The 24,198-nt window shown below is 65.2% G+C and carries 21 protein-coding genes; 9 read left to right on the forward strand and 12 right to left on the reverse strand.

Going from position 1 to position 24,198, the window contains the following annotated elements:
- The first annotated feature begins 102 nt into the window (after positions 1-102).
- A complete protein-coding gene (locus ACRQ5Q_RS37135) occupies positions 103-2,979 on the forward strand; it encodes an EAL domain-containing protein (protein WP_439394807.1) in 2,877 nt (958 codons plus the stop codon).
- Between the two features lie 693 nt (positions 2,980-3,672).
- Here ACRQ5Q_RS37135 and ACRQ5Q_RS37140 read toward each other — a convergent pair.
- Positions 3,673-3,936, reverse strand: coding sequence for a DUF7662 domain-containing protein (locus ACRQ5Q_RS37140; RefSeq protein ID WP_439370530.1), 264 nt, complete (start codon positions 3,934-3,936; stop codon positions 3,673-3,675).
- A 155-nt stretch (positions 3,937-4,091) separates the two neighbouring features.
- On the opposite strand from ACRQ5Q_RS37140, the gene ACRQ5Q_RS37145 reads away from it, so the two are divergent.
- Complete coding sequence (locus ACRQ5Q_RS37145; protein ID WP_439394809.1) at positions 4,092-5,588, forward strand: sensor domain-containing diguanylate cyclase; 1,497 nt, start codon at positions 4,092-4,094, stop codon at positions 5,586-5,588.
- Positions 5,589-5,691: 103 nt separating this feature from the next.
- Here ACRQ5Q_RS37145 and ACRQ5Q_RS37150 read toward each other — a convergent pair whose 3' ends face one another.
- The gene (locus tag ACRQ5Q_RS37150; protein ID WP_439370532.1) at positions 5,692-6,567 is read right to left on the reverse strand and encodes a UTP--glucose-1-phosphate uridylyltransferase; all 876 of its coding nucleotides are present in this window, start codon (positions 6,565-6,567) and stop codon (positions 5,692-5,694) included.
- A 200-nt stretch (positions 6,568-6,767) separates the two neighbouring features.
- Between ACRQ5Q_RS37150 and ACRQ5Q_RS37155 the strand changes: the two genes are divergently transcribed.
- Both ACRQ5Q_RS37155 and ACRQ5Q_RS37160 read left to right on the forward strand, forming a co-directional pair.
- Complete coding sequence (locus ACRQ5Q_RS37155; RefSeq protein WP_439370533.1) at positions 6,768-8,153, forward strand: lytic murein transglycosylase; 1,386 nt, start codon at positions 6,768-6,770, stop codon at positions 8,151-8,153.
- 178 nt (positions 8,154-8,331) lie between these two features.
- On the forward strand, positions 8,332-10,041 hold the full coding sequence (locus tag ACRQ5Q_RS37160) for an SGNH/GDSL hydrolase family protein (RefSeq protein WP_439394811.1): 1,710 nt from the start codon (positions 8,332-8,334) through the stop codon (positions 10,039-10,041).
- Between the two features lie 72 nt (positions 10,042-10,113).
- On the opposite strand, the gene ACRQ5Q_RS37165 is transcribed toward ACRQ5Q_RS37160, so the two are convergent.
- Complete coding sequence (locus ACRQ5Q_RS37165) at positions 10,114-10,488, reverse strand: CsbD family protein (protein ID WP_439370535.1); 375 nt, start codon at positions 10,486-10,488, stop codon at positions 10,114-10,116.
- 168 nt (positions 10,489-10,656) lie between these two features.
- Complete coding sequence (locus ACRQ5Q_RS37170) at positions 10,657-11,394, reverse strand: SDR family NAD(P)-dependent oxidoreductase (RefSeq protein WP_439394812.1); 738 nt, start codon at positions 11,392-11,394, stop codon at positions 10,657-10,659.
- 97 nt (positions 11,395-11,491) lie between these two features.
- Here ACRQ5Q_RS37170 and ACRQ5Q_RS37175 point away from each other — a divergent pair, with 97 nt between their 5' ends.
- Positions 11,492-12,271: an SDR family NAD(P)-dependent oxidoreductase gene (locus ACRQ5Q_RS37175; RefSeq protein ID WP_439370537.1), complete on the forward strand. Its 780-nt coding sequence runs from the start codon at positions 11,492-11,494 to the stop codon at positions 12,269-12,271.
- Between the two features lie 98 nt (positions 12,272-12,369).
- Positions 12,370-13,257, forward strand: coding sequence for a TauD/TfdA dioxygenase family protein (locus tag ACRQ5Q_RS37180; RefSeq protein ID WP_439370538.1), 888 nt, complete (start codon positions 12,370-12,372; stop codon positions 13,255-13,257).
- 102 nt (positions 13,258-13,359) lie between these two features.
- Here the strand turns inward: ACRQ5Q_RS37180 and ACRQ5Q_RS37185 are convergent, their stop codons facing one another.
- A complete protein-coding gene (locus ACRQ5Q_RS37185) occupies positions 13,360-14,004 on the reverse strand; it encodes a YqgE/AlgH family protein (RefSeq protein WP_439370539.1) in 645 nt (214 codons plus the stop codon).
- A gap of 141 nt (positions 14,005-14,145) precedes the next feature.
- Between ACRQ5Q_RS37185 and ACRQ5Q_RS37190 the strand changes: the two genes are divergently transcribed.
- From ACRQ5Q_RS37190 to ACRQ5Q_RS37200, 3 genes are all read left to right on the forward strand, one after another.
- Positions 14,146-14,979, forward strand: a complete 834-nt coding sequence (locus ACRQ5Q_RS37190; RefSeq protein WP_439394814.1) for a protein-disulfide reductase DsbD domain-containing protein — start codon at positions 14,146-14,148, stop codon at positions 14,977-14,979.
- Between the two features lie 449 nt (positions 14,980-15,428).
- A complete protein-coding gene (locus ACRQ5Q_RS37195; RefSeq protein ID WP_439370541.1) occupies positions 15,429-15,623 on the forward strand; it encodes a hypothetical protein in 195 nt (64 codons plus the stop codon).
- A gap of 300 nt (positions 15,624-15,923) precedes the next feature.
- Positions 15,924-17,291 carry a flippase gene (locus ACRQ5Q_RS37200; protein ID WP_439399936.1) on the forward strand — a complete coding sequence of 456 codons (1,368 nt, stop codon included), beginning with the start codon at positions 15,924-15,926 and terminating at the stop codon, positions 17,289-17,291.
- 354 nt (positions 17,292-17,645) lie between these two features.
- On the opposite strand, the gene ACRQ5Q_RS37205 is transcribed toward ACRQ5Q_RS37200, so the two are convergent.
- From ACRQ5Q_RS37205 to ACRQ5Q_RS37235, 7 genes are all read right to left on the reverse strand, one after another.
- Positions 17,646-18,434 carry a 3-hydroxybutyrate dehydrogenase gene (locus tag ACRQ5Q_RS37205; RefSeq protein WP_439394816.1) on the reverse strand — a complete coding sequence of 263 codons (789 nt, stop codon included), beginning with the start codon at positions 18,432-18,434 and terminating at the stop codon, positions 17,646-17,648.
- 1 nt (position 18,435) lies between these two features.
- Positions 18,436-19,611: a DUF3734 domain-containing protein gene (locus ACRQ5Q_RS37210; protein WP_439370543.1), complete on the reverse strand. Its 1,176-nt coding sequence runs from the start codon at positions 19,609-19,611 to the stop codon at positions 18,436-18,438.
- Between the two features lie 94 nt (positions 19,612-19,705).
- Entirely contained in the window at positions 19,706-20,209 is a 504-nt protein-coding gene (locus ACRQ5Q_RS37215; protein ID WP_439370544.1) for a CAP domain-containing protein, read from the reverse strand.
- A 100-nt stretch (positions 20,210-20,309) separates the two neighbouring features.
- Positions 20,310-21,344: a sulfate/molybdate ABC transporter ATP-binding protein gene (locus ACRQ5Q_RS37220; protein ID WP_439370545.1), complete on the reverse strand. Its 1,035-nt coding sequence runs from the start codon at positions 21,342-21,344 to the stop codon at positions 20,310-20,312.
- Positions 21,334-22,257 (reverse strand): sulfate ABC transporter permease subunit CysW, encoded by a 924-nt coding sequence (cysW, locus tag ACRQ5Q_RS37225; protein ID WP_439370546.1) that lies wholly within the window; start codon positions 22,255-22,257, stop codon positions 21,334-21,336. The genes ACRQ5Q_RS37220 and cysW overlap by 11 nt, the downstream gene beginning before the upstream one ends.
- Positions 22,258-22,267: 10 nt before the next feature.
- Positions 22,268-23,053: a sulfate ABC transporter permease subunit CysT gene (gene cysT, locus ACRQ5Q_RS37230; protein WP_439375699.1), complete on the reverse strand. Its 786-nt coding sequence runs from the start codon at positions 23,051-23,053 to the stop codon at positions 22,268-22,270.
- An 88-nt stretch (positions 23,054-23,141) separates the two neighbouring features.
- Complete coding sequence (locus ACRQ5Q_RS37235) at positions 23,142-24,131, reverse strand: sulfate ABC transporter substrate-binding protein (RefSeq protein WP_439370547.1); 990 nt, start codon at positions 24,129-24,131, stop codon at positions 23,142-23,144.
- Positions 24,132-24,198 lie beyond the last annotated feature (67 nt).

Genomic DNA, 24,198 nt, shown 5'->3' on the forward strand with positions numbered 1-24,198 from the left:
TTTCCTCGCTTTCGTGGCATCTATCGCGACGCACCGAACCAATTCCGTCCGGTGTGAAATCGTCTTCCACCGAAGAGTTGCGTCGAACGCGGAGAACTGACCTTGCGTCTGATCAGGTGCCTCGCGCCCATCGCGCTGGGCCTCATGATTCTTGTCGCCGCGTACCCTGCGCGCGCGCTCGACGCCGTCAGCGTCCGCGGTGACGCGCCCGCGATCGACCTCACCGGCGTGCTCGAGCATCAGCGCAGCGATGCCGACCGCATCCAGGTGTCGACCGCGCCCGGCACCGACGGCATCGTCCGCCGCATCGAGGTACGCGCCCGCGAGGGCGGCCAGAACTGGGTGGTGTTCGCGCTCGCCAACAACACCGACGACCAGCTCGACCGCCTGATCGTCGCGCCTCATTACCGCATCGTCTCCTCGGGATTGCTCTGGCCCGACCTCGGCCTGTCGCGCATCGCGACCATCACGCCTTCGATCGGCGACCGGCCCGAACGTCAGGAAAGCGCAACCGCGGACGTCTTCCGCATCACCCTCGATCCCGGCGCCGTCGTCACCTTCGTCGCGGAGTTGCGCACCGACAAGCTGCCGCAGCTCTATCTGTGGGAGCCCGAGTCCTACAAGGACAAGGTCAACTCGTTCACGCTGTACCAAGGCATTGTGATCGGCATCTCCGGCCTGCTGGCGCTGGTGCTGACCATCCTGTTCGTTGTGAAGGGCAGCATCATGTTCCCGGCCGCCGCGGCGCTGGCCTGGGCGGTGCTGGTCTATATCGGCGTCGATTTCGGCTTCTGGGGCAAGGTGCTCGACATGTCGAACAACGCCGAGCGCATCTGGCGCGCGGCGGGCGAAGCGATCCTCGCGGCAACGCTGCTGGTGTTCCTGTTCGCTTATCTGAACCTCAGCCGCTGGCATGTGCGCTATTCGCACATCACGGTGGGCTGGCTCGCGTTCCTCGGATCTCTCGTCGCGCTCGCCTTGTTCGATCCCGCGGTCGCCTCCGGCATCGCCCGCATATCGCTGGTGCTGATCGCCTTCGCCGGCTTCGCGCTGATCGTCTATCTCTCGACCCACGGTTTCGACCGCGCCGTGCTGCTGATCCCGACCTGGTTCCTCCTCGTGGTCTGGGTGGTCGCGGCCGGCATGACGGTCGCGGGCTCCGTCACCAACGACATCGTCGGCCCGGCCCTGCTCGGGGGCCTCGTGCTGATCGTGATGCTGATCGGCTTCACCGTGATGCAGCACGCCTTTGCCGGCGGCGGCGCCACCACCGGCGTCGTCTCCGACATCGAGCGGCGCGCCCTGGCGCTGGCCGGCTCCGGCGATCTGATCTGGGACTGGGACGTCTCCGCCGACAAGGTCTTCACCAGCCCGGAGACCGAAGCCCTGCTCGGCCTCAAGCGCGGCACGCTGGAAGGCCCGGCCGCCTCTTGGCTGGAGGTGCTGCATCCGCTCGACCAGGACCGCTTCCGCGCCGCGCTCGACAGCGTGCTCGACCAGCGCCGCGGCCGCCTGGTGCAGGATTTCCGCCTGCGCACCCCCGACGGCCATTTCATGTGGTTCGCGCTGAAGGCGCGCCCGGTGGTCGGCTCCGACGGCGAGGTCTCGCGCGTGGTCGGCACCCTCACCGACGTCACCGAGCTGCGCAACGCCGAGGAGCGCCTGCTGCACGATTCCGTGCATGACAATCTCACCGGCCTGCCCAACCGCAAGCTTTTCCTGGACCGGCTCGGGGCGGTCGCAAACTTCGCAAAGACCATGCCGACGCTACGGCCGACGCTGATGGTGATCGACCTCGACCGCTTCAAGCAGGTCAACGATTCCGTCGGCATCGCCGTCGGCGATTCCATCCTGCTGACGCTCGCCCGCCGCCTCACCCGCATCCTGAAGCCGCAGGACACGCTGGCGCGGCTTGCCGGCGACCAGTTCGGCCTGATCCTGCTGTCGGAGCAGGATCCGGCGCGGATCACCAATTTCGCCGAGACCATCCGCAAGACCATCCGCGCGCCGATCGCCTTCAACGACCGCGAGATCTTCCTGACCGCCTCGATCGGCCTTGCGCTGTCCGATCCGCAAACGCAGCTGACCGACGAGATCATCAAGGACGCCGAGCTTGCGATGTATCATTCCAAGCGCATCGGCGGCGACCGCATCGACGTCTACAAGCCGGCGATGCGCGCGCGAAAGACCGACCGTCTGACGCTGGAAAGCGAACTGCGCCGCGCCATCGAGCGGCAGGAGATCACGATCCTGTACCAGCCGATCGTGCAGCTGGAGGACCGCTCCGTCGCCGGCTTCGAGGCGCTGGCGCGCTGGGATCATCCCAAGCTCGGACGCATGGCGCCGTCGGAGTTCATCTCGATCGCGGAAGAGACCGGGCTGATCGTCGACCTCGGCATGTTCGTGCTCGACCAGACCGCGAAGCAGCTTTCGGTGTGGCAGCGCGCGATGCGCTCGCGCGAGCCGATCTTCGCCTCCGTCAACGTCTCCTCACGGCAGCTGCTGCGCCACGACCTGATCCACGACATCCGCACCGTGCTGTCGCGCTCCTCGGTGGCGCGCGGCACGCTCAAGCTCGAACTGACGGAATCGCTGGTGATGGAGAACCCGGAGCACGCCGCGCAGATGCTGACGCGCATCCGCGAGCTCGGCACCGGCCTGTCGCTGGACGATTTCGGCACCGGCCATTCCTCGCTGGCCTATCTGCAGCGCTTCCCGTTCGACACCATCAAGATCGACCAGTCCTTCGTGCGCACCACCAACCGCGGCACCCGGCCGGTGATCCTGAAGTCGATCATCGCGCTCGCGCACGATCTCGGCATGGACGTCGTCGCCGAAGGCGCCGAGACCGATTCCGATGCGGTCGAGCTCTACCAGATGGGCTGCGAATACGCGCAAGGCTTTGCCTTCGGCGAGCCGATGGACGCTGATGCGGCGATGCGCCTGCTGACCGAGGTCCGGCTGGAAGCGGCGAGCTAAGCAGCCTCCCTCTCCCCTGGGGGGCTGCCCGCGAAGCCACGGGGTGAGGCGCCGATGAGGCCGGGCTTGATCCAGATCAATGGACCGCTGCCCAACCGCCGCGAAAAATGGCGCGCAGCATTCGATCCAGAACGGCTTTCGTCATCGAGGTCGTTGGGCTCGCCACCGTCGTTCTCGGCGTTCCTACACCCTCAAGCGCAACGGCTGGCATGAGCAGACCAAGCGCGTCCTTCTCAGGAGTTACGGATGACCCGGCACCTTCTCCACGCGATCACCCTCATAGGCACCGCTATGTTCCTCGTCCCCTCGGCCGAAGCAGTGACGGCTGCACGATGCGAGGATCGAGGCGCAAACTGCATCGGCACGTGTGCCGACTACACCGGCGGGGCCGGTGACGTTCGGGGCCGCCAGAACGTGTGCATGCGCGCCTGCGACCGCCGGACAACCAGCTGTCTGATACGAGCACACGCCACCGACGAACGCTGGCTCCGTGAGCGCCAATGAAGGCCTCAATGAAGGCCTCGGCACGACACCTCGGCTAGTCTAGTCTAGCGGCAACCGTTCTCGCGTTCGCGGTGGACCGCACGACTTGATCTCGTGCCGCAGGGTGGGCAAAGGCGCATTTGCGCCGTGCCCGCCCAGGATACTTGTCCTACCCTCCCCTGGAGGAGGGTGGACAGCGGGCCGCTCACACTATCGCCGCCGCTCGCTCTTCTGCTTCCTGAACCGCACGCTCTGGCCGTCCGGCATCCGTGTCGCCACGAATCCGGCGGCGAGGCAGGCCTCGCGTTGCGGCATCTGGATGTCGGGGCTGCGCAGGCTGTCCCACCATGAGGCACGATTGGCCGCGCGCGGCAGCGCCGCACCGATGATCTCCTCGATCTGCTCGAAGGTCAGCACGAATTCCGCCTGCTTCTGCCGGAGCAGATAATCGCGCAACGCGTCGTAGTCGTTCACACTCGTCCTCTCGTCCGAAGTCCGGATCTCTTCACATGAGGCCCGCCGAAAATCGTTAGCCGCATCAACCGATTCTTAACTCATTGAGGCGGCGCCATACCAGATTAAACACTGCTCAAGGTTTGGGGCGCATCCATCAGGGTCGGGAGCAAACGATGCCGTCTGGATGGCGCGAAGTCATGGCCCGCCGGCCGTGGCGGATTTCGGCGAAGCTGCTGATCATCTCGTCCGTGGTGACGGTGATCGGCTTTTCCGCGATTTGCGTCAACGTCATGCTCGACATGCGCCGCGGCGAGGAGGCGCTGGCCCGCCAGACGCTGGAAAACCTCGCCACGAGCATCGAGTCCGACATCGGCCGCAACATCGAGATCTACGATTTGTCGCTGAGGGCCGTCGCCAGCAACATGCTGCTGCCGGAGCTCGCCACGGCCTCGAAGCCGGTCCGGCACCTGATCCTGTTCGATCACGCGACGACGGCCAGGCATTTCGGCGCCATCCAGGTCTATGACGCCGAGGGCCGGCTGACCATCGACGCCTCCACGCTCGATCCCTTGCCGGAAAACCGCGGCGAGGAGGATTATTTCAGGGTTCACCGCGACGATCCCGGCGCCGGCCTCTTCATCAGCCGCCCGATGCTGTTTCGCGGCGCCTATTCGATCGTGCTGAGCCGGCGCATCAGCGACACCGACGGCGGCTTCCTCGGGGTCGTCGCCGGCTCGATCCGCTTCAGCTATTTCCACGAATTGTTCGAGCGCCTGAGCCTCGATCCCGAAGACACCATCACGGTGCTCAACCACGACCGCACCATCATGATGCGGCGGCCGTTCGACCTCGACGTGATTGGCAGGAACCTGAACGACCGTCAGAGCTGGAAGGCCGACAATCTCCGCGCCGGAGCTTCCTATGCGGGGCAAGGCCCCGTCGACACCACGCCGCGGCTCTATGTTCGCAGCAACGGCGAGGGCCCGCTATTCGTCGTGGCAGGCAAGCCCCTGAGCGCGGTGTTCAAGCTGTGGCGGAAGGAGGCCTATCGAATCGGCGCCGTCGTGCTGGCGCTGATCGTGTTCATGCTGGCATCGAGCCTCGTGCTCGCGCGCGAGATCGGCCGACGCGCCGAGGCCGAGCGCAAGCTCGAGGAGCTGGCGACGACGGACGCGCTCACCGGCCTGAAGAACCGCCGCAAGTTCGACACCGTCATCGACGTCGAATGGCGGCGCGCCATGCGCCAGAAGACGCCGGTCGCGCTGCTGATGATCGATGCCGATCACTTCAAGGCCTACAACGACACGTGCGGCCACCAGGCCGGCGACCAGGTGCTGGTCGGCATCGCCATCTGCATTTCCGACTCGGTGCGGCGCGCCGGCGATTGCGCCGCGCGCTATGGCGGGGAGGAATTCGCGGTGCTGCTGCCGGACACCCCGGCCACCGAGGCGTTCAAGATCGCCGAGACGATCCGCCTCAAGGTGCAGGGCTGGTCCGACGACCAGGCCACGTCGACGGTGTCCTGCGGCATCGCCAGCCTCGTCCCCACCGCCGGCATGGACTGGGCGGTCCTGGTCGCCGCCGCCGACAAGGCGCTCTACGCCGCCAAAGCCGGCGGCCGCAACCAGTCCGTGGTCGCGAGCCTGCCGAAGCTTTCGCTGGTGGCGTGAGGGGTTCTCTCCCCGTCGTTGCGAGGAGCTCCTGCGACGAAGTCCAGACTTTCTGACGGAAAGATTCTGGTTTGCTTCGCTTCGCTCGCAATGATGACGGGAGCTACTGCCCCAGATATTTTTTCATCTCCGCGATCAGCCCGTCGCGCAGCTCGGGGCGCTTCAGGCCGTAGGCGATGTTGGCGCGGAGGAAGCCGGGCTTGGAGCCGCAATCATGGCGCTCGCCCTCGAACTCGACGCCGTAGAATTTCTGCGATTTGGCGAGGCCGATCATGGCGTCGGTGAGCTGGATCTCCCCGCCGGCGCCGCGCTCCTGCGTTTCCAGGATCTTGAAGATCTCGGGCTGCAGGATGTAGCGGCCGGTGATCGAGAGATTGGAGGGCGCGGTGCCCTTGGCCGGCTTCTCGACCATGCCGTCGACCTCGAACATCTTGCCGGTGCGTTTTCCGACACCGCAGATGCCGTATTGATGGGTGAGATGGTCGGGCACCGCCTCGACCGCGATCAGATTGGATTTCTCGCCGAGCGTTGCCGCGGTCTCGATCATCTGCTTCAGGCAGCCGGGCGTGTTGAGCACGAGCTCGTCCGGCAGCAGGACCGCGAACGGCTCGTTGCCGACGATGTCGCGTGCACACCAGACCGCGTGGCCGAGGCCGAGCGGCGCCTGCTGGCGGGTGAAGCTGACGGCGCCGGCATCCGGCTGGTTCTGTGCCAGGATCTCCTGCTCGGCCTTCTTGCCGCGCGCCGCCAGCGTGGCGTCGAGCTCGAACATCCTGTCGAAATGATCTTCGATGACGTTTTTGTTGCGGCCGGTGACGAAGATGAAATGCTCGATGCCGGCCTCCCTCGCCTCGTCATACACGTACTGGATCAGCGGCTTGTCGACGATGGTCAGCATCTCCTTCGGCATCGCCTTGGTGGCGGGCAGGACGCGGGTGCCGAGGCCGGCGACGGGGAATACAGCTTTTCGAATTTTCATGGGGCTGATCGAGTACCTGACGGCGTGAAGGGAGCAATGGTGACTTGCTAGACTGTTTGCAGCCGCTAACAAAGGCGGATGTGGGGCCTCGCGATCACAGAGTTACGAAAAAAGCAGCCACTAAAATTTCACCTTTGTTAAGCTATTGGCAACCGGTGCCGGGCCTGCTGATGGCGGATTTTTGGCCGGACAGGTGGGACATGATGCAATCGATGGCAGGGCTGGCAAAACGTGCTAGATCCGTGACCGGTGGAGCTATGATTGCCGCCGCGTTGTTACTGCCGGCTTGCGCACAGGCGCAGGCGCAGAACGGGCTGTCGAACCTGTTCGGCGGCATTTTCTCCGGCGGCAATCCCGCGCCCTCGCAAGGCGCACCAAGCCCCGGAGGCGCGCAGCCCTGGAGCGGCGAGGACGGCGCCTCCGGCCATCCGCTGATGACGGCCGCCGCGATCCGCGAAGCCGCCGGCAATTTCGACAATTGCGTTGCCGGGATGTGGCCCGATGCCGCACGGCGCGGCATCAGCCAGGACAACTTCCATCGCTTCACCGCTGGGCTCAGCCCCGATCTGCGCATCATGGACCTGATGGACTCGCAGCCGGAGTTCACCAAGTCGATCTGGGATTATCTCGACATCCTCGTGAATGACAACCGCCTCGCCAAGGGCCGCGAGGTGCTCGCCAAATACAAGGCGCAGTTCGACGCCACCGAAAAGGCCACCGGCGTCGATCGCTACATCATCGCCGCGATCTGGGGTATCGAGTCCAATTACTCGACGCAGATGGGCGACCGCAGCGTGCTGCAATCGACCGCGACGCTCGCCTGCATCGGCCGCCGCCAGGCCTATTTCAAGGACGAGTTCCTATCCGCATTGGAGATCCTCAACCGCGGCGATCTGCGCCCGGAGCAGATGCGCGGCTCCTGGGCCGGCGCCTTCGGCCCGACCCAGTTCATGCCAACCGCGTTCAAGCGCTTTGCCGTCGATGGCGACGGCGACGGACGGCGCGACGTCGTCGACAATCCCACCGACTTGATTGCCTCGACCGCCAACAACCTGAAGAAGGACGGCTGGCAGCCCGGCCAGACCTGGGGCTTCGAGGTCGTGGTGCCGCAGGGGTTCAACTACATGCTGGCCGACCGGGCCAAGGCGATGACGATTGCGCAGTGGGAGAAGCTCGGGCTGAAGCGGGCGACCAATCAGCCCTTCCCGCACCCGGCGGAGAAAGCCTATCTGCTGGCCCCGGCGGGCGCGCAGGGCCCCGGCTTCCTGATGCTGCAGAACTACCGGGTCATCATGAAGTACAACCCGGCCGAGGCTTATGCGCTGGCGATCGGCCATTTCGCCGACCGCTTGCGTGGGGGGCAGCCCTTCGTGCAGCCCTGGCCGCGCCAGGAGCGTGAGCTGTCCCGCACCGAGCGACTGGAACTGCAGCAGCTTCTGGCCCAGCGCGGCTTCTACAAGGGCACTCCGGACGGCCAGTTCGGCGGCCAGACGAGGGAAGCGCTGCGCAATTTCCAGGCCTCGATTGGGATCCCCGCCGACGGATTTGCCTCCTCCGACGTGCTGGACCGGCTGCGCGGGCGGTAAAATCGCGCCAAAAGTAACCCTGAACAGGGATTTTGCCCCCCGGCCTTGACGGGAGCGGCCGTTCCCCGGTGTATGGCGCGAAAATCTGCAGAAAATCTGCAATGGAATCTGCCCGTTTGGCGCCCGATTCCGTTATTATATCGAGCTTCCAAACCCCCTTGCGCGCGGCCGAGATCGCATGTCTAAGAAGTCCCTGTTCAAGGCGCTGACCGAGACCGGCCTGCTGATCGCGCTGGGAACGGCGCTTGCGATGTTGGTCTCGATCGCGGGACCCGCCTCCGCACAGTTCTTCAACTTCCCCGGCTTCGGCGGCCCGCCGCAGCGCTCGGCCCCGCCGCCGCGCCAGGGTGGCGGCGGCTGGTTCGGCGGCGACTTCTTCCAGCCGTTCCAGCAGCAGCAGCAGCAGCAGCAGCAGCCACAGGCGCCGCGCCAGGATTTTTCGCGCGCACCGGCGCCAGCCAAGCGCGAGACCACGCCCGACAAGAACGTGCTGGTGATCGGCGACGGCATGGCCGACTGGCTCGCCTACGGCCTCGAGGACGCCTACACCGAGCAGCCCGACTTGGGCGTCATCCGCAAGCACAAGACCTCGTCCGGCCTGATCAAGTACCAGCCGAAGGGCGACCCGTCGGACTGGACCGCGGCGGCGAAGGGAATCCTGGAGACCGAGAAGCCCGACGTGATCGTCGTCATGCTCGGCCTCAACGACCGCATCGCGATCCGCGAGCCCACGGCCGACAAGTCGGACAAAGACAAGGACAAGAAGAACGACAAGGGCGCGCGCGCCAAGCAGCCGGCGAAGCCCGGCGACGCCAAGCCCGGCGACACCGCCGCCAAGCCGGACGACAAGCCTGCCGATGCCGACCTGCCGCAGGATGACGCCGACAATGCCGACGCGCCCGCGGCCGCGCCGGAAAAGACGGCACGCAATCCGAACGGCCTCTATGAATTCCGCGACGAGCGCTGGGTCGAGCTCTACACCAAGAAGGTCGAGGAACTGGCCAATTTGCTCAAGGCCAAGGGTGTGCCGGTACTCTGGGTCGGCCTGCCCGCGATCCGGGGACAGAAGGGAACGGCTGACATGCTGTTCCTGGATTCGCTCTACCGCGAGGGCGCGGCCAAGGCCGGCATCACCTATGTCGACGTCTGGGACGGTTTTGTCGACGAAGCCGGCCGCTTCCTGCAGAAGGGCCCCGACTTCGAAGGCCAGATCCGCCAGCTCCGCAGCTCCGACGGCGTCTACTTCACCAAGCCGGGCGCACGAAAACTCGCTCACTATGTCGAGCGAGAGATCACGCGCCTGCTGGCCGGGCGCTCCGGCCCGATCGCGCTGCCGAGCGAGCCTGCGACCCCCGACACCAGCGCCGAGCCCGGCAAGCCGGCGCCGCGGCCGCTGGCCGGCCCCATCGTGCCGCTGGTCGCGGCCTCGATCTCGACCGAGCAATTGCTGGGTGGCCCTGGCTCGCGTCCCGCCGCCGTCGATGCGCTCGCCGCGAAGACGATGGTGAAGGGCGAGCCCCTGACGGCCCCCGCCGGACGCGCCGACGATTATGCCTGGCCGCGCCGCGAGGTCGGCCGCGAGCAGGCCAAGGGCGATACGCCGATGGCCGCGACGACGCCCGACGGCGCCACCGCCTCTCCCAGTGCATCATCGGGAGCGGCCGCGGCGATCGCCCCGCCCAAGCTCGCGCCGAAGAAGCCGTCCGTCGCGCCACAGCGGCAGCCGGCGCAGGCCACGCCGTCGTTCGGGGATTTCTTCGGCTTCGGCTTTGGCTCGCCACCGGCCCCTCGGCAAATGACGCCGGCACCCGGGCCGCGCAATCCGGCGCAGAACCCTGCGTTCCCGCGCCCGCCCGGCAATGTCGGGCGCGCGGCGGAAGTCCGATAATCGAGCTCTGTTGATTTGAGATGTCATTCCGGGGCGCGCGAAGCGCGAACCCGGAATGACGTGGCAGGTCGCTCAGCCGTAATAACGCCAGCGCGGCGGCTGACGCCGGGCGGGGCGCGACATCAGAAGCGCGAGCGCAAAGCCGATGCCGCCGGCAACGAGCAGTGCGCCGAGCGGATTGTCCTGCACTTTCTTCGACAGCGCCTGCGTGCCATCGCGGAAACTGTCGCCGCTGTTCTCATAGGCGTCCTTGGCGTAGCTCGTCGCGGTATCCGCGGCATCACGCACTGCATCCTTGGCCTGGCCGTAGAGGTTCTGCACCGTGCCTGCGGCTTCCCGCGCCTTGCCCGACGCCTGCGTCTTGGCGTCGCCCGCCAGGTCTCCGACCGCGCCTTCGGCGCGTCCGGCGTATTCCTTGGTTGATCCGACAATACGATCCGTGTCCATGATGCTCCTCCTCGGGGGTCAGCCCAAGTAACCGATCAGGAGCAGCGCAGTTCCAAGCCGTGACGAAAGTGTAGTGTGTAGTCCATGGAGCGAGCGCAATCCGGGACAGCGTCAGCCGTATTGAAGGACCCCGGATTACGCTGCGCTCCATCCGGGCTACGGGATCCGCTACAAGATCAGCCCGCCATCGACGACCAGCGTCTGGCCGATGATGTAGGACGACAGCGGCGAGGCCAGAAACAAGGCTGCGCCTGCCATGTCGGCCGGCGTGCCCAATCGACGCAGCGGAATCCGCGACAACGCCGCTTCGAGCCGCTTGGGATTGTCGGTCGTCACCTTCGTCATCTTGGTATCGACGAGCCCGGGCGCGATGCCGTTGACGCGGATGCCGTCCTCGGCCCAAGCCTCGCCCAGCGTGCGCGTCAATCCGACTGCGCCGGTCTTCGAGGCGTTGTAGGCGGGATTGCCCATGGTGGAGTGATAGGCCGCGGTCGAGGACACCATGATCAGCGCGCCCTTCGCATCCCGCAACATGGAATGAAACCGCGTCGCGCACGCCATCAGGCTCATCAGATTGACCTCGACGACCTTGCGGAAGCCCGCCATCTCGAATTCGCCGCGGCGATAGATCACCGCGCCCTGCGCGAGCACGAGAATGTCGAGGCGATCGAACGACGGCTTGAACGCGTCGATCGCCGCAGCGTTGCTGGCGTCGAGCTGCGCATAGGAAAGACCGGTGAGATCGGACCCCTCCTCGGCAGAATATTCCGTTGCATGAGCACGCGTGCCGCAGACCGAAACAGCTGCGCCCTTGCTGCGAAAGGCCTGTGCGATGCCGTTGCCGATGCCGCTGGAACCGCCGACGACCAGCACCTGCTTGCCCGAAAAATCCAGCTCGTTCGCCATCGCGGCCTCCCCTTTTGTTTTGCTTGTTTGACCTGTCTGCGGATCGATGCCAGCCTTGTCAATCATAACAACGAGCCACAGGCCGCAAGGAAACAGCATGTCCGAGTTCAAGGAACTGAGCCGGTCCGTGAAGGGCCTGATCGTTCTCGTCACGGGCGCAGGGAGCGGCATGGGCCGTGCGACTGCGCACGTGTTCGCGCGCGAGGGCGCGAAAGTCGCCGTCACTGATTACGACGAGCAAGGCGCCCATTTGGTCGCGAAAGAGATCGCGGCGAGCGGCGGCGCGGCGAAGGCGTGGAAGCTCGACGTCGCCGACGGCGGCGAGATCAAGCGCGTGGTCGGCGATGTCGCGGCGCATTTCGGCGGACTCGATATCGTCGTCAACAATGCCGGCATCTCCGTGCGTGTCGCGATCGACGAGGAAGCTTACGAAGACGCCTGGGCCAAAGGCATCGCCGTGATGCTGACGGCGCATCCGCGCATCGTCCGCGCGGCGCTGCCGCATTTGCGCCGGTCGAAGAGCCCGCGCATCGTCAACATCGCCTCCACCGAGGCGCTCGGCGCCACCGCCTTGCACAGCCCCTATTCGGCGGCGAAGGGCGGCGTCGCGAGCCTCACACGTTCGCTGGCGGTCGAGCTCGGCCGTGAAGGCATCACCGTCAACTGCATCTGCCCGGGCCCGATCCGCACCGCCATCACCGACCGCATCCCGGAAGAGCACAAGACCATCTACGCCAGGCGCCGCACCGCACTCGGCCGCTACGGCGACCCTGAAGAGGTCGCGCATATGACCTTGAGCCTGTGCCTGCCGGCGGCGTCGTTCCTCACTGGCGCGGTCATCCCGGTCGATGGCGGGCTGATGGCACGGAACGCGTGAGAGCCATGCGCGCCGCGCGTTGACAACTGCGGGTGCGGGAGTAGCTTTTTCACCGACAGAACGGGAGCAACCGTTCGCGGCACGCGGGAGAGAACGTCATGACGATCGCCATCCGGCAGCTTCAGAAACATTTTGTCGGCGAGGTGTCCGGCCTCGATCTGCGCAAGCCTCTCACAGCTGACGAGGCGCGCGAGGTCGAGGCTGCCATGGACAGGTATGCCGTGCTCGTCTTCCACGACCAGGACATCACCGACGAGCAGCAGATGGCCTTTGCTCTGAATTTCGGCCAGCGCGAGGATGCACGCGGCGGCACCGTGACCAAGGAGAAGGATTACCGGCTGCAGTCGGGGCTCAACGACGTCTCCAATCTCGGCAAGGACGGCAAGCCGCTGGCGAAGGACAGCCGCGCGCACCTGTTCAACCTCGGCAATTGCCTGTGGCATTCCGACAGCTCGTTCCGCCCGATTCCGGCGAAGTTCTCGCTGCTATCGGCCCGGGTGGTGAACCCGAAGGGCGGCAACACCGAGTTCGCCGACATGCGCGCGGCCTATGACGCGCTGGACGAGGAGACCAAGGCGGAGATCGAGGACCTCGTCTGCGAGCACTCGCTGATGTATTCGCGGGGATCGCTCGGCTTCACCGAGTATACCGATGACGAGAAGGAGATGTTCAAGCCGGTGCTGCAGCGACTGGTGCGGACGCATCCCGTGCATCGCCGCAAATCGCTGTATCTCTCATCGCATGCCGGCAAGATCGTCGGCATGAGCGTGCCGGAGGGACGCCTCTTGCTGCGCGATTTGAATGAACACGCGACGCAAGCAGAGTTCGTCTACGTCCACAAATGGAAGCTGCATGATCTCGTCATGTGGGACAACCGCCAGACCATGCACCGAGTCCGCCGCTACGACCAGTCCCAGCCCCGCGACATGCGCAGGGCGACGGTCGCAGGGACCGCGCCGACGGTGCAGCAGCAGGCGGCGGAGTAGGCGTGGGCGTCGTGTGAAGGCCGCAACGGCAAAGATGCCGACGACAGGGCGCCGGCGCGTCAACACACTCTGTCGTTACGAGCGAAGCGAAGCAGACGCCCGCTATGCGTGCCCGGCCTCGTTCGAGAGCATGCCGGGGTCGATGCCGATCTTGCGCAGGGCGCGGCCGTATTTCTCGTCGACGTCGTCGCCGAAGATCAGGTCCGCATCGGCATCGCAATGCAGCCAGCCATTGCTCTGGATCTCGGTCTCGAGCTGGCCCGGCGCCCAGCCGGCATAGCCGAGCGCGAGGATGGCGTGCTTGGGGCCGGAGCCATTGGCGATCGCGCGCAGGATGTCGACGGTCGCGGTGAGGCAGACGCCGTCGTCGATCCGCAGCGTCGCCTTCTCGATGTAGAAGTCGCTGGAATGCAGCACGAAGCCGCGGCCGGTGTCGACGGGACCGCCCTGCAGCACCTTCATGCTCTCGGCGTTCCCGGGCAGCTTGATGTGCTCGCCTTTCCTGATGATGCCGAGCTGCTGCAACAGCTCGGGGAAGTCGATGCTGCCGGCCGGGTGGTTAACGATGATGCCCATGGCGCCTTCGGCCGAGTGGGCGCAGAGATAGATCACCGAGCGCTCGAAACGGGGATCGCCCATCACGGGCATCGCGATCAGGAGCCGGCCGTCGAGATAACCGGCCGAATTGGGAAGCCCGGCGCCCGCGCCGCGGGTGCTTTCGCCCGTCCTCTTGCCAGTGGGAGCCATCGAGAAGCACTCCGGGTTCAATTCCTATCCTGATGTCGGACCTAGCCGCTGTCAAATCAAGGCTTGCAGAGACTCAATTCGAGTGCATCCATCACAAGCAATTCAATGGTTTGCCTGGGTGTCACCCTTTAAAGACGTGCCATGCTGACAAGAGTTCCCCTGCGTGCGGCGATTGGCGTCGCGACAACCCTGCTTGCCTCGGCGCTTGCCGCGCGCGCCGACGACGCCTCGCCCTGGCAGCGCGACGGGCATTCCGCAGTGCGGCTGGTGGCGGGATCACGCAGCGGCGCCGTGCTGCTCGGCGGTATCGCCTTCCAGCTCCAGCACGGCTGGAAGACCTACTGGCGCATGCCCGGCGATTCCGGCGTTCCGCCGCGGTTCGACTTCTCAAAATCAGAAAATGTCGAAGCGGTGACGGTGATGTGGCCGGCGCCGCTGAAGTTCGACGACGGCGCGGGCGGCCATTCGATCGGCTATCACGACCAGATCGTGCTGCCGCTGCGCATCGTCGCCAAGTCCGCCGACAAGCCCGTGACGCTGCGTGCCGAGATCAACTACGCGGTGTGCGAGAAACTCTGCATTCCCGTCGAGGCCCATGCCGAGCTCGGCTTCAACAGCGTGGCCTCGACCGAAGATGCGAACCTGCGTGCCGCGCTCGACACCGTGCCGAAGCCCGCCAATATCGGCGATCCCAATCCGCTGACCATTCGCGACGTCAAACGTGACGGGGCCAAGAATGTGGTGGTCGACGTGATCGTGCCTGATGGCCGCAACGTCAATTTGTTCGTCGAAGGGCCGACGCCCGATTGGTCGTTGCCGATCCCCGCGCCGGTCGAGCCCAGCCCGCCCGGCGTGAAGCGCTTCTTATTTGAACTCGACGGGCTGCCGCCAGGCGCCAAGGCTGAGGGCGCAGCGCTGAAGTTCACGCTGGTTGGTCCGGAGAAGTCGTACGAGTTCAACACGAACCTGGAATGATGTTTCCCGATCATCCCTGCTCCGTGCATAGTTGCACACGAGAACGTGTACTCGAGAAGGCGCAGACGTCAGGCTCTGACGCTCAAGCGGAAATCTTACGATCAGTCAGAGCATTACTGTTCCCGGACCCAGAGCAGTCCCGAGTTTGGCGAAGCCGACGCAGCATGGTCAGTCTCGCAAGCGTCGTATAGTTTCCGTCAAGCGTGGCATTCAGCGCCACGTCAAACCACAAGGAGCAAGCCATGATGAATCTAAGGATTCTTGGGGCGGCCGTGGTTGCGGCATCCGCCTTGTACAGCTCTGCGGCACCAGCGCAGTGGGCCCAATCCAATCCGGACCTCTGCCAAGCTGAATTCGCCAACTGCACGGGTCTTGGAACCGGCACTACCCCAACCGGCCCTCGGTATCGGCAAGCATCTCGTCGAACGGCGTATCGACAGCCGGCGCCAGTGGCCGCTCCCGCCGCCGGCAGCTGGGGCAATCCCGGCGGCTGGGGCAATTCCTACGCCATGTATGGCGGCGGCGTCGGCGGCGGTTACGGCTGGAACGGCAACTGGTCTGCATATGCCGCTCGCAACGGCATCGTCTGCAGGCCTGGCACCTCGTACAAGGGTGCTGACGGTCTCCAGCATCTCTGCCAATAACCCGTCCGCACTTAGGCCAAGTCGGGCGGCCCCAAGGGGCCGCCTGTTTCATACCGGACCGGGGTTGTCGTCCTGAGTGGACCAACGGGGAGCCAGGACGCCTGTCTTCCAGCTGATGGTCGCTGGCCCTCTCGGCACAGCACTCACCTCATACACGGCCTGACCACCGCGCCAGTTCATGCGTACGCGCCTAGGCCGGGACAACATCATTGACCCAACCGTATCTTAACGAATGGTTGCTAGGTCAAAGGCTGCCGCAGCATGCGGAACGCTTGGTACGGGACGCTTGGGGACCTCGACGTGGCCGTCATGGATGCACAACCCGCAACAACCGGACCGGCCGGGCTGATGGCGCGGCTGCGGGAAAGGCTCACGGGCGGATCGAGCGAGGCGTCGCTGACGCGGCGACTGGCGGGCACAATCTTCATCATCCGCGTGATCAGCGCGGGCCTTGCCTATGTCTCGCAGGTGCTGCTTGCGCGCTGGATGGGCACGTCCGACTACGGCATCTACGTCTACGTCTGGACCTGGGTGCTGCTGCTCGGCAGCATGATGGATCTCGGCATCTCGGCCTCCGCGCAGAAAATCATTCCGGAGTACCGCACGAGCGGCGAGCATGCGCTGCTGCGCGGCTTCCTCTCCGGCAGCCGCTGGCTGACCTTTGCCGCCTCCACGCTGATGTCGCTCGGCCTTGCCGGCATCGTCAAACTGCTTTCGCCCTGGGTCGATGCCGGCCAGATGCTGCCGCTCTATATCGGCTGCATGACGCTGCCCGCCTTCGTCGTCGCCAACACCCAGGACGGCATCGCGCGCTCGCATGACTGGATGCAGCTCGGCCTGATGCCGCAATTCATCATCCGCCAGGCGCTGATCATCGGCATCACGGGCGCTGCGTTCCTGCTCGGCTATCATCTCGGCGCGGTCGCCGCGATGATCGCAAGCCTCGGTGCGGTGTGGATCGCGATGACCGGGCAGATGGTGGTGCTGAACCGCAAGCTCGCCGATCACATCACACCCGGGCCGAAGGCCTATGACGTGCGCGGCTGGCTCGCCGTGTCGCTGCCGATCCTGCTGGTGGAGAGCTTCTACCTGCTCCTCTCCTACACCGATGTGCTGGTGCTGCAGCAGTTCCGCCCGTCCGACGAGGTCGGCGTCTATTTCGCCGTGGTGAAGACGCTGGCGCTGGTCTCGTTCATCCACTACGCGATGTCGGCGACGACGGCGCATCGCTTCGCGGAATACAACGCCAGCGGCGACAAGGGGCGTCTGTCGGCTTACGTCGCGCACGCCATCAACTGGACGTTCTGGCCGTCGCTGGCGGCGACCGTCGTGCTGCTCGCGCTCGGCAGGCCGCTGCTCCGGCTGTTCGGGCCGCAATTCGTGGTCGGCTACGACATCATGTTCGTCGCCGCGATCGGCCTCGTGGTGCGCGCCGCGATCGGCCCGGTCGAGCGCCTGCTCAACATGCTCGGCGAGCAGAAGATCTGCGCGCTCGCCTATGCGCTCGCCTTCGCGATGAACCTCGTGCTCTGCCTCATCCTGGTGCCGCGCTACGGCGGCCATGGCGCGGCGGCCGCGACCTCGATCTCGCTCACCTTCGAGACGGTGCTGCTGTTCTGGATCGTCCGGCAGCGCCTGGGACTGCACGTGCTGGCGTTTGGCAAATAGGCGCTGCGCGCCTGCCGGTGCCGGGGAACGGCCCTTTCGCCGCATGCCGCCGAATGAGGCGAAAACAGCGCGGCGCGCGTCCCCGAGACGGTGCTGCGCCTGCCCCTTGCCAGCGTGCTGTTCGTGGTCGCCGGCAAGATCATGTTCGCGGAGCTGAACTTGTCGTCCGCGATCGTGACGGCGCTGACCTGGACGCATTAGGCCAGAGACCGGGCTTCACTCTCGCTGTCATCGCCCGGCTTGACCGGGCGATCCAGTAGTCCGAGAAAGCTGTGATTGAATCGATGAGCCGGGGCCTACTGGATGCCCCGGTCAAGGCGGGGCATGACAGCGAGCTGGCTGAACCGGGGCGACCTACTCCGCCGTCCAGCCGCCGTCGATCGACAGGTTGGTGCCGGTGATCTGCGCGGCCTCGTCGCTGCACAGGAACAGCGCCAGCGCGGCGACCTGCTCGGAGGTGACGAACTCCTTGGTCGGCTGCGCGTCGAGCAGCACGTCGTTGATGACCTGCTCGCGCGTCAGGCCGCGCGCCTTCATGGTGTCGGGGATCTGCTTCTCCACCAGCGGCGTCCAGACATAGCCGGGGCTGATGCAGTTGCAGGTGATCTTGTGGGTTGCCACTTCCAGCGCCACGGTCTTGGTGAGGCCGGCGATGCCGTGCTTGGCCGACACATAGGCCGACTTGAAGGGCGAGGCGACCAGCGAGTGCGCCGACGCCGTGTTGATGATGCGGCCCCAGCCCTTCTTCTTCATGCCGGGCACCGCGGCGCGAATGGCATGAAAAGCCGAGGACAGGTTGATTGCGATGATCTGGTCCCATTTCTCCGGCGGGAACTCCTCGATCGGCGAGACGAACTGGATGCCGGCATTGTTGACGAGGATGTCGACCGAGCCGAACGACTTCTCGCCGAGTGCGATCATGCCGGCGATCTCGGCGGGCTTGCTCATGTCGGCGGGTGAGTAGACGGCCTTCACGCCGAAGTCGGACTCGATCTTGGTGCGCTCCTTCTCGATGTCTTCCGGCGAGCCAAAGCCGTTGATGACGACGTTGGCGCCGGCGCCAGCGAAGGCGCGCGCGTAGGCGAGCCCGATGCCGCTGGTCGAACCGGTCACGACGGCGTTCTTGCCTGACAGAGTACCCATGTTATTCGCTCCTTTTTGGCGGGGGCGCGGTGACGTCCCCCGTGAGATCGTAGGCCACCATGGTCTCGCCGGACTGCGGCTTCTCGAGCCAGTCCTTGTGCCGCATCGACAGGTGAACGTCGCGCACGCCGGCCTCCCAATGCTCGACCATGGCGACATGCGAGAAGTCGTAGTCCTTGGACGAGGATTCGTAGTTCTTGCTGCGATAGATCAAATGAACCACCGTGACAGTGCTCTCACGTGCTGCCTTGGCAAGGAATTCGACGGAAGGGTCGTTCTTGAGATAATCGGGCAATTTGGAAATCAAGTCCCGCACGGCCCGGCGGGCATTGTGGATCTGCTTGTTCTTGTCCGTATTCATGCGCGTGCGGCTGGAATAGCGGATGTCCTTCTCCCGCTCGGCGGCCTCCAGCAGCGAATTCGGCAGGTCGCCGCGCGCGGAAAACAGATCGACCTGGAAGATCAGCATGTCGCGCGCGACCTCGGCGTCGAGCACGTAATCGAGCGGGGTGTTGGAGGCGATGCCGCCGTCCCAGTAATGCTCACCGTCGATGATCACGGACGGAAAGCCCGGCGGCAGCGCGCCGGAGGCCATGATGTGCTCGGGACCGATCTTCTTGCCGAGCTTCTTGAACTCGTAATTGTCGAAATACCTGAAGTTGCCCGAGGTGACGCCGACCGCGCCGACGGAGAAGCGCGTCTTGAGGTCGTTGATGCGGTCGAAATCGACCAGCCGCTCCAGCGTCTTCTTCAGCGGCGCGGTATCGTAATAGCTCTCGGCCTCGGGATGGCCAGGCGGCCACATCGGCGCGGGCGGGACGCGCGGCACGAAGAAGCCGGGCACGCCGAAGGTGGCGATCAGCGCCGCGCTCGTCGAGTTGAACAGCTCGCGGCTGTGATCGCTCTTGCCGACCGGTTTCCACGGCACCGGCGCCGAGACCATTTCCCAGAATTCCTTCAGCCGCGCGACGCGGGAGTGGCCCTCATTGCCGGCGATGATGGCGGCGTTGATCGCGCCGATGGAGATGCCGGCGACCCACTCCGGCTCGAAGCCATAGCCGCAGAGCGCCTGATAGGCGCCGGCCTGATAGGAGCCGAGCGCGCCGCCGCCCTGCAGGACCAGGACGCGTTGCGCATTGGCGGGGACGCTGGCGGATTCCGGTCTATGATCGGTCATAAGAGAACAATAGCATAAGGGAGCAACAGCAAATGGCGCGCCACCGTGACGACAGTCCGCCGCGGCGTCAATGCATCCCGGGATCAAGTCTGGCTTATCGGGGCTCTGTCGAGGCCAGGATCATGGTCCAGAACACCTTGTATTTGGTGCCAGGAGCATAGCTCGCGGCAATGCCCAATTTTGTGACACCACTCTTGAGCATGTTGGCGCGGTGCGGAGGCGAGTCGCGCCAGCCGGAAAACGCTTCCGCCAGCGTATGATAGCCGGCCGAGACGTTCTCGACGGCAACCGTGGCCGGATAGCCGCCGGTAGCAAGGCGCTTGGCCAGCGGCGCGCGGACATCGTGGTCCATCTTGTTGGCGGCCGCCATGGCCTGCGACTGGGATTCGGCGAGCCGCATCAGATCAGGGTCGATCACGACCGTGCCGAGCATGTTGTTCTGGCGGTATTGCGAGATCATCACAGCCGCGGCCTGCGGGTCGAGCTGGGCTCCGGGGACCGCCATGTCGGTATACATCGACGGCTGCTGGACCGGTGCTTCGTTGCCGGCACAGCCGGCGAGCAGCAAAAGGATGAGAATTGCGGCCGCAGCGCGCATGAATCGAGGCCCCCAAATGAGGGGCCGTTGTTGCATACCAACCGTGGCTGAAAGGTGAATTTTGAGGAAAATCGTAGCTGTCGTTCCGGGGGCGGCGGCCTCAGCCCGCAAAGATCCGGTAGCGGCGGGGATTGAGGCCTATGGTGTCGCCGGCGCGGAGTTCCTTGTCGCGGGGGGCATCGATCTCGATGGTTTCACCGCCTGACAGCGCGATCTCGGCCCGCTGCACGGGACCAAAATTGCGGACATGCTGAATCGCGCCCTCGAAAGCGCCGGTGCCCGGCGGCCCGACCAGCATGTCATGTCGCCGTACGAACAGCTTTGACGCGCCAGGCGCAAGCCCGTCCGCGGCGAGCTGAAGCGGCCGCTCGCCGAGCCTGATCACGCCGCCATCGACCTGGACCGGCAGCTCGATGGACTCGCCGATGAAGCCGTGGACGAACGCCGTCGCCGGGCTCTCATAGACATCGTCGGGCGAGCCGATCTGCTCGATCCGACCCTTGTCCATCACCACGACGCGGTTGGCGACTTCGAGCGCCTCCTCCTGGTCGTGAGTCACGAAGATCGAGGTGACGTTGATCTCGTGATGCAGCGAGCGCAGCCATTTGCGCAGCTCTTTCCGCACCTTCGCATCGAGCGCACCAAAGGGCTCGTCGAGCAGGAGGATGCGCGGCTCGATCGCGAGCGCCCGGGCAAGCGCGATGCGCTGGCGCTGACCGCCGGAGAGCTGGCTCGGATAGCGGTCGGCAAGCCAATCGAGCTGCACGAGGTCGAGCAGTTCCTTGACCCGCGCTCGGATGGTGGCTTCGTCCTTGCGGACCGCGCGCGGCTGCACCCGCAGGCCGAAGGCGACGTTCTCGAACACCGTCATATGCCGGAACAGGGCGTAGTGCTGGAACACGAAGCCGACATGGCGCTCGCGCGCACCCTGCGCCAGCGCGTCCTCGCCGTTGAAGGAGACCTCACCGGAGTCAGGCCAGTCGAGACCAGCGATGATCCGCAGCAAGGTGGTCTTGCCGGAGCCGGAAGGCCCGAGCAGCGCCAGCAATTCGCCGTTGTCGACCTTGAGGTCGACGCCGTCGAGGGCGGCAAAGCTGCCGAACTTCTTGACGAGATTCCTGACTTCAATAGTCACTTGCGTCTTCTCCTTCGTCGAGATGACGTTCGAGAACGGATTTTGCGATCAGCGTGATCAGCGCCAGCATCGCCAGCAACGAGGCGATGGCGAAGGCGGCGACGAACTGGTACTCGTTGTAGAGGATCTCGACCAGGAGCGGCATGGTGTTGGTCTCGCCGCGAATGTGGCCGGAGACGACCGAGACCGCGCCGAACTCGCCCATCGCGCGGGCATTGCAGAGCAGGACGCCATAGAGCACTCCCCATTTGATGTTGGGCAGCGTGACGCGGAAGAAGGTCTGCAGGCCGGAGGCGCCGAGCGAGATCGCGGCCTCCTCCTCCTGCGTGCCCTGTTCCTGCATCAAGGGGATCAACGCGCGCGCCACGAAGGGAAACGTCACGAAAGTGGTTGCGAGCGCGATGCCGGGCACCGCGAACAGGATCTGGACGTCGTGGTCGCGCAGCCAGCCGCCGAAATAGCCCTGCGCGCCGAACAGCAGCACGAAGACGAGGCCCGAGATCACCGGGCTGACGGAGAACGGCAGGTCGATCAGCGTGATCAGGAACGTCTTGCCCTTGAACTCGAACTTGGCGATCGCCCAGGCGGCGACGAGACCGAACACCAGATTGAGGCCGACCGAGATCGCCGCGACGATCAACGTCAGCCTGATCGCCGCCATCGCCTCCGGCTCGGCGAGCGCAGCGAGATAGGCAAGGATGCCGCGTGAAAACGCCTGCGCGAACACGACCACCAGCGGCAGCACGACGAAGACGGTGAGGAACAGCACCGCGAGCGTGATGATGGCGATGCGCACCGCACGCGGCTCGGTACGAAGGTTGTCGCGCGCGGCTGCCGCATGCGCGCGCGCCTTTTCACGTGCATTGGCATCGGAGGCCGAGAGCGACACGGTATCTGCGATCTGCATCGTCATGGCATCCCCCTCAGCGCGCCGGAATCCGGCTCTGCGCCCAGCGCTGGAGCCGGTTGACCGCGAAGATGATGACGAAGGACACGACGAGCATGACCACCGCAATGGCGGTCGCGTCCGCATAGCGGAATTCGGAGAGCCGGATCACGATCAGGAGCGGCGCGATCTCGGAGACGTTCGGCAGATTGCCGGCGATGAAGATCACCGAGCCGTATTCGCCGACCGCGCGGGCGAAGGCCAGCGCGAGGCCCGTGAGCAACGCCGGCGCGAGCGAGGGCAGGATCACGCGGATGATGGTCTGCCAGCGGCTGGCCCCCAGGCTGCCCGCGGCCTCCTCGATCTCGGGGTCGAGATCCTGCAGCACCGGCTGCACCGTGCGCACCACGAAGGGGATACCGATGAAGATCATGGCGACGAAGATGCCGACCGGCGTGAACGCCACCTTGATGCCGAGCGCGGCGAGCGGCGCGCCCAGCCAGCCCTTCTCGGCGAACAGCGCGGTCAGCGCGACGCCGGCCACCGCTGTCGGCAACGCGAACGGCACGTCGACGATGGCGTCGAAGATGCGTCGGCCGGGAAAGCGGTAGCGCACCAGCGCCCAGACGATGATGCTGCCCATCACGAGATTGACGCAGGCCGCCGCGAAGGCGAGGCCGAAGGAGACCCGAAGCGCGTTCAGGGTGCGGCGGCTGGAGAGGATGGCCCAGAACTGCTCGGGGCTCAGTTCGAGCGTGCGCAGGAACAGGCCGGCGAGCGGAATCAGGATGATGATTGACAGCCAGGAAAGCGTCAGTCCCATCGTGAGACCGAAGCCCGGCAATGTCCGGCGTCGTGCTGCGAGTGCGCTCACCAGGCCCCCTGCTAAAGCCCTTTATGACGGCGCCCGATCAGTTCTTGTAGATCTGATCAAAGACGCCGCCATCGGCAAAATGTTCCTTCTGCGCCTTGGTCCAGCCGCCAAAAACATCGTCGATCGTGAACAGCTCGACCTTGGCAAAGGAGTTTTCATACTTTTTGGCGATCTCGGCGTCGCGTGGACGATAGAAGTTGCGCGCAGCGATCTCCTGCCCTTCCTTGGTATACCAGAACTGGAGATAGGCTTCAGCCACGCCGCGGGTGCCCTTCTTCTCGACGACCTTGTCGACCACCGCGACCGGCGGCTCCGCCAGGATGGATTGGCGCGGCGCGACGATCTCGAACTTCTGCGGGCCAAATTCCTTCAAGGCGAGGTAAGCCTCGTTCTCCCAGGCGAGCAGCACGTCGCCGACGCCGCGCTCGACGAAAGTCACGGTCGAACCGCGTGCGCCGGTATCGAGTACCGGTACCTGCTGGTAGAGTTTGGCGATGAAGTCCTTGGCCTTGTCGGCCGAGCCGAACTTCTTCTCGGCGTAGCCCCAGGCCGCCAGATAATTCCAACGCGCGCCACCGGACGTCTTCGGGTTCGGCGTGATTACGGCGACGCCCGGCTTGATCAGGTCATCCCAGTCCTTGATGCCTTTCGGATTACCCTTGCGTACCAGGAACACGATGGTCGACGTATAGGGCGACGAATTCTGCGGGAGCCGCTTCTGCCAGTCGGCCGCGGTCAATCCCTTGGCCGCAATCGCGTCGATGTCGTAAGCGAGCGCGAGCGTCACCACGTCCGCAGGCAGGCCGTCGATGACGCTGCGCGAGGACGCGCCCGAACCGTTATGCGACTGCTTGATCTCGACGCTCTTGCCGGTTTCCTTCTGATAGGCGGTCGCGAACGCCTTGTTGAAGTCGACATAGAGCTCGCGCGTCGGATCGTACGACACGTTCAGAAGATTGATGTCGGCGGCGAGAGCCGAGCTTGCCCAAAGCAGTCCTGCCGCGAGCGGGACGATACGGCGCATCATGTCCATCTCCATTCACCTCGACTACATCGGCGTCATCGATGGCAGGCATAACTCAGGGTGAAACGCT

The organism is Bradyrhizobium sp. PMVTL-01 (assembly GCF_051861855.1).
GTDB lineage: Bacteria > Pseudomonadota > Alphaproteobacteria > Rhizobiales > Xanthobacteraceae > Bradyrhizobium.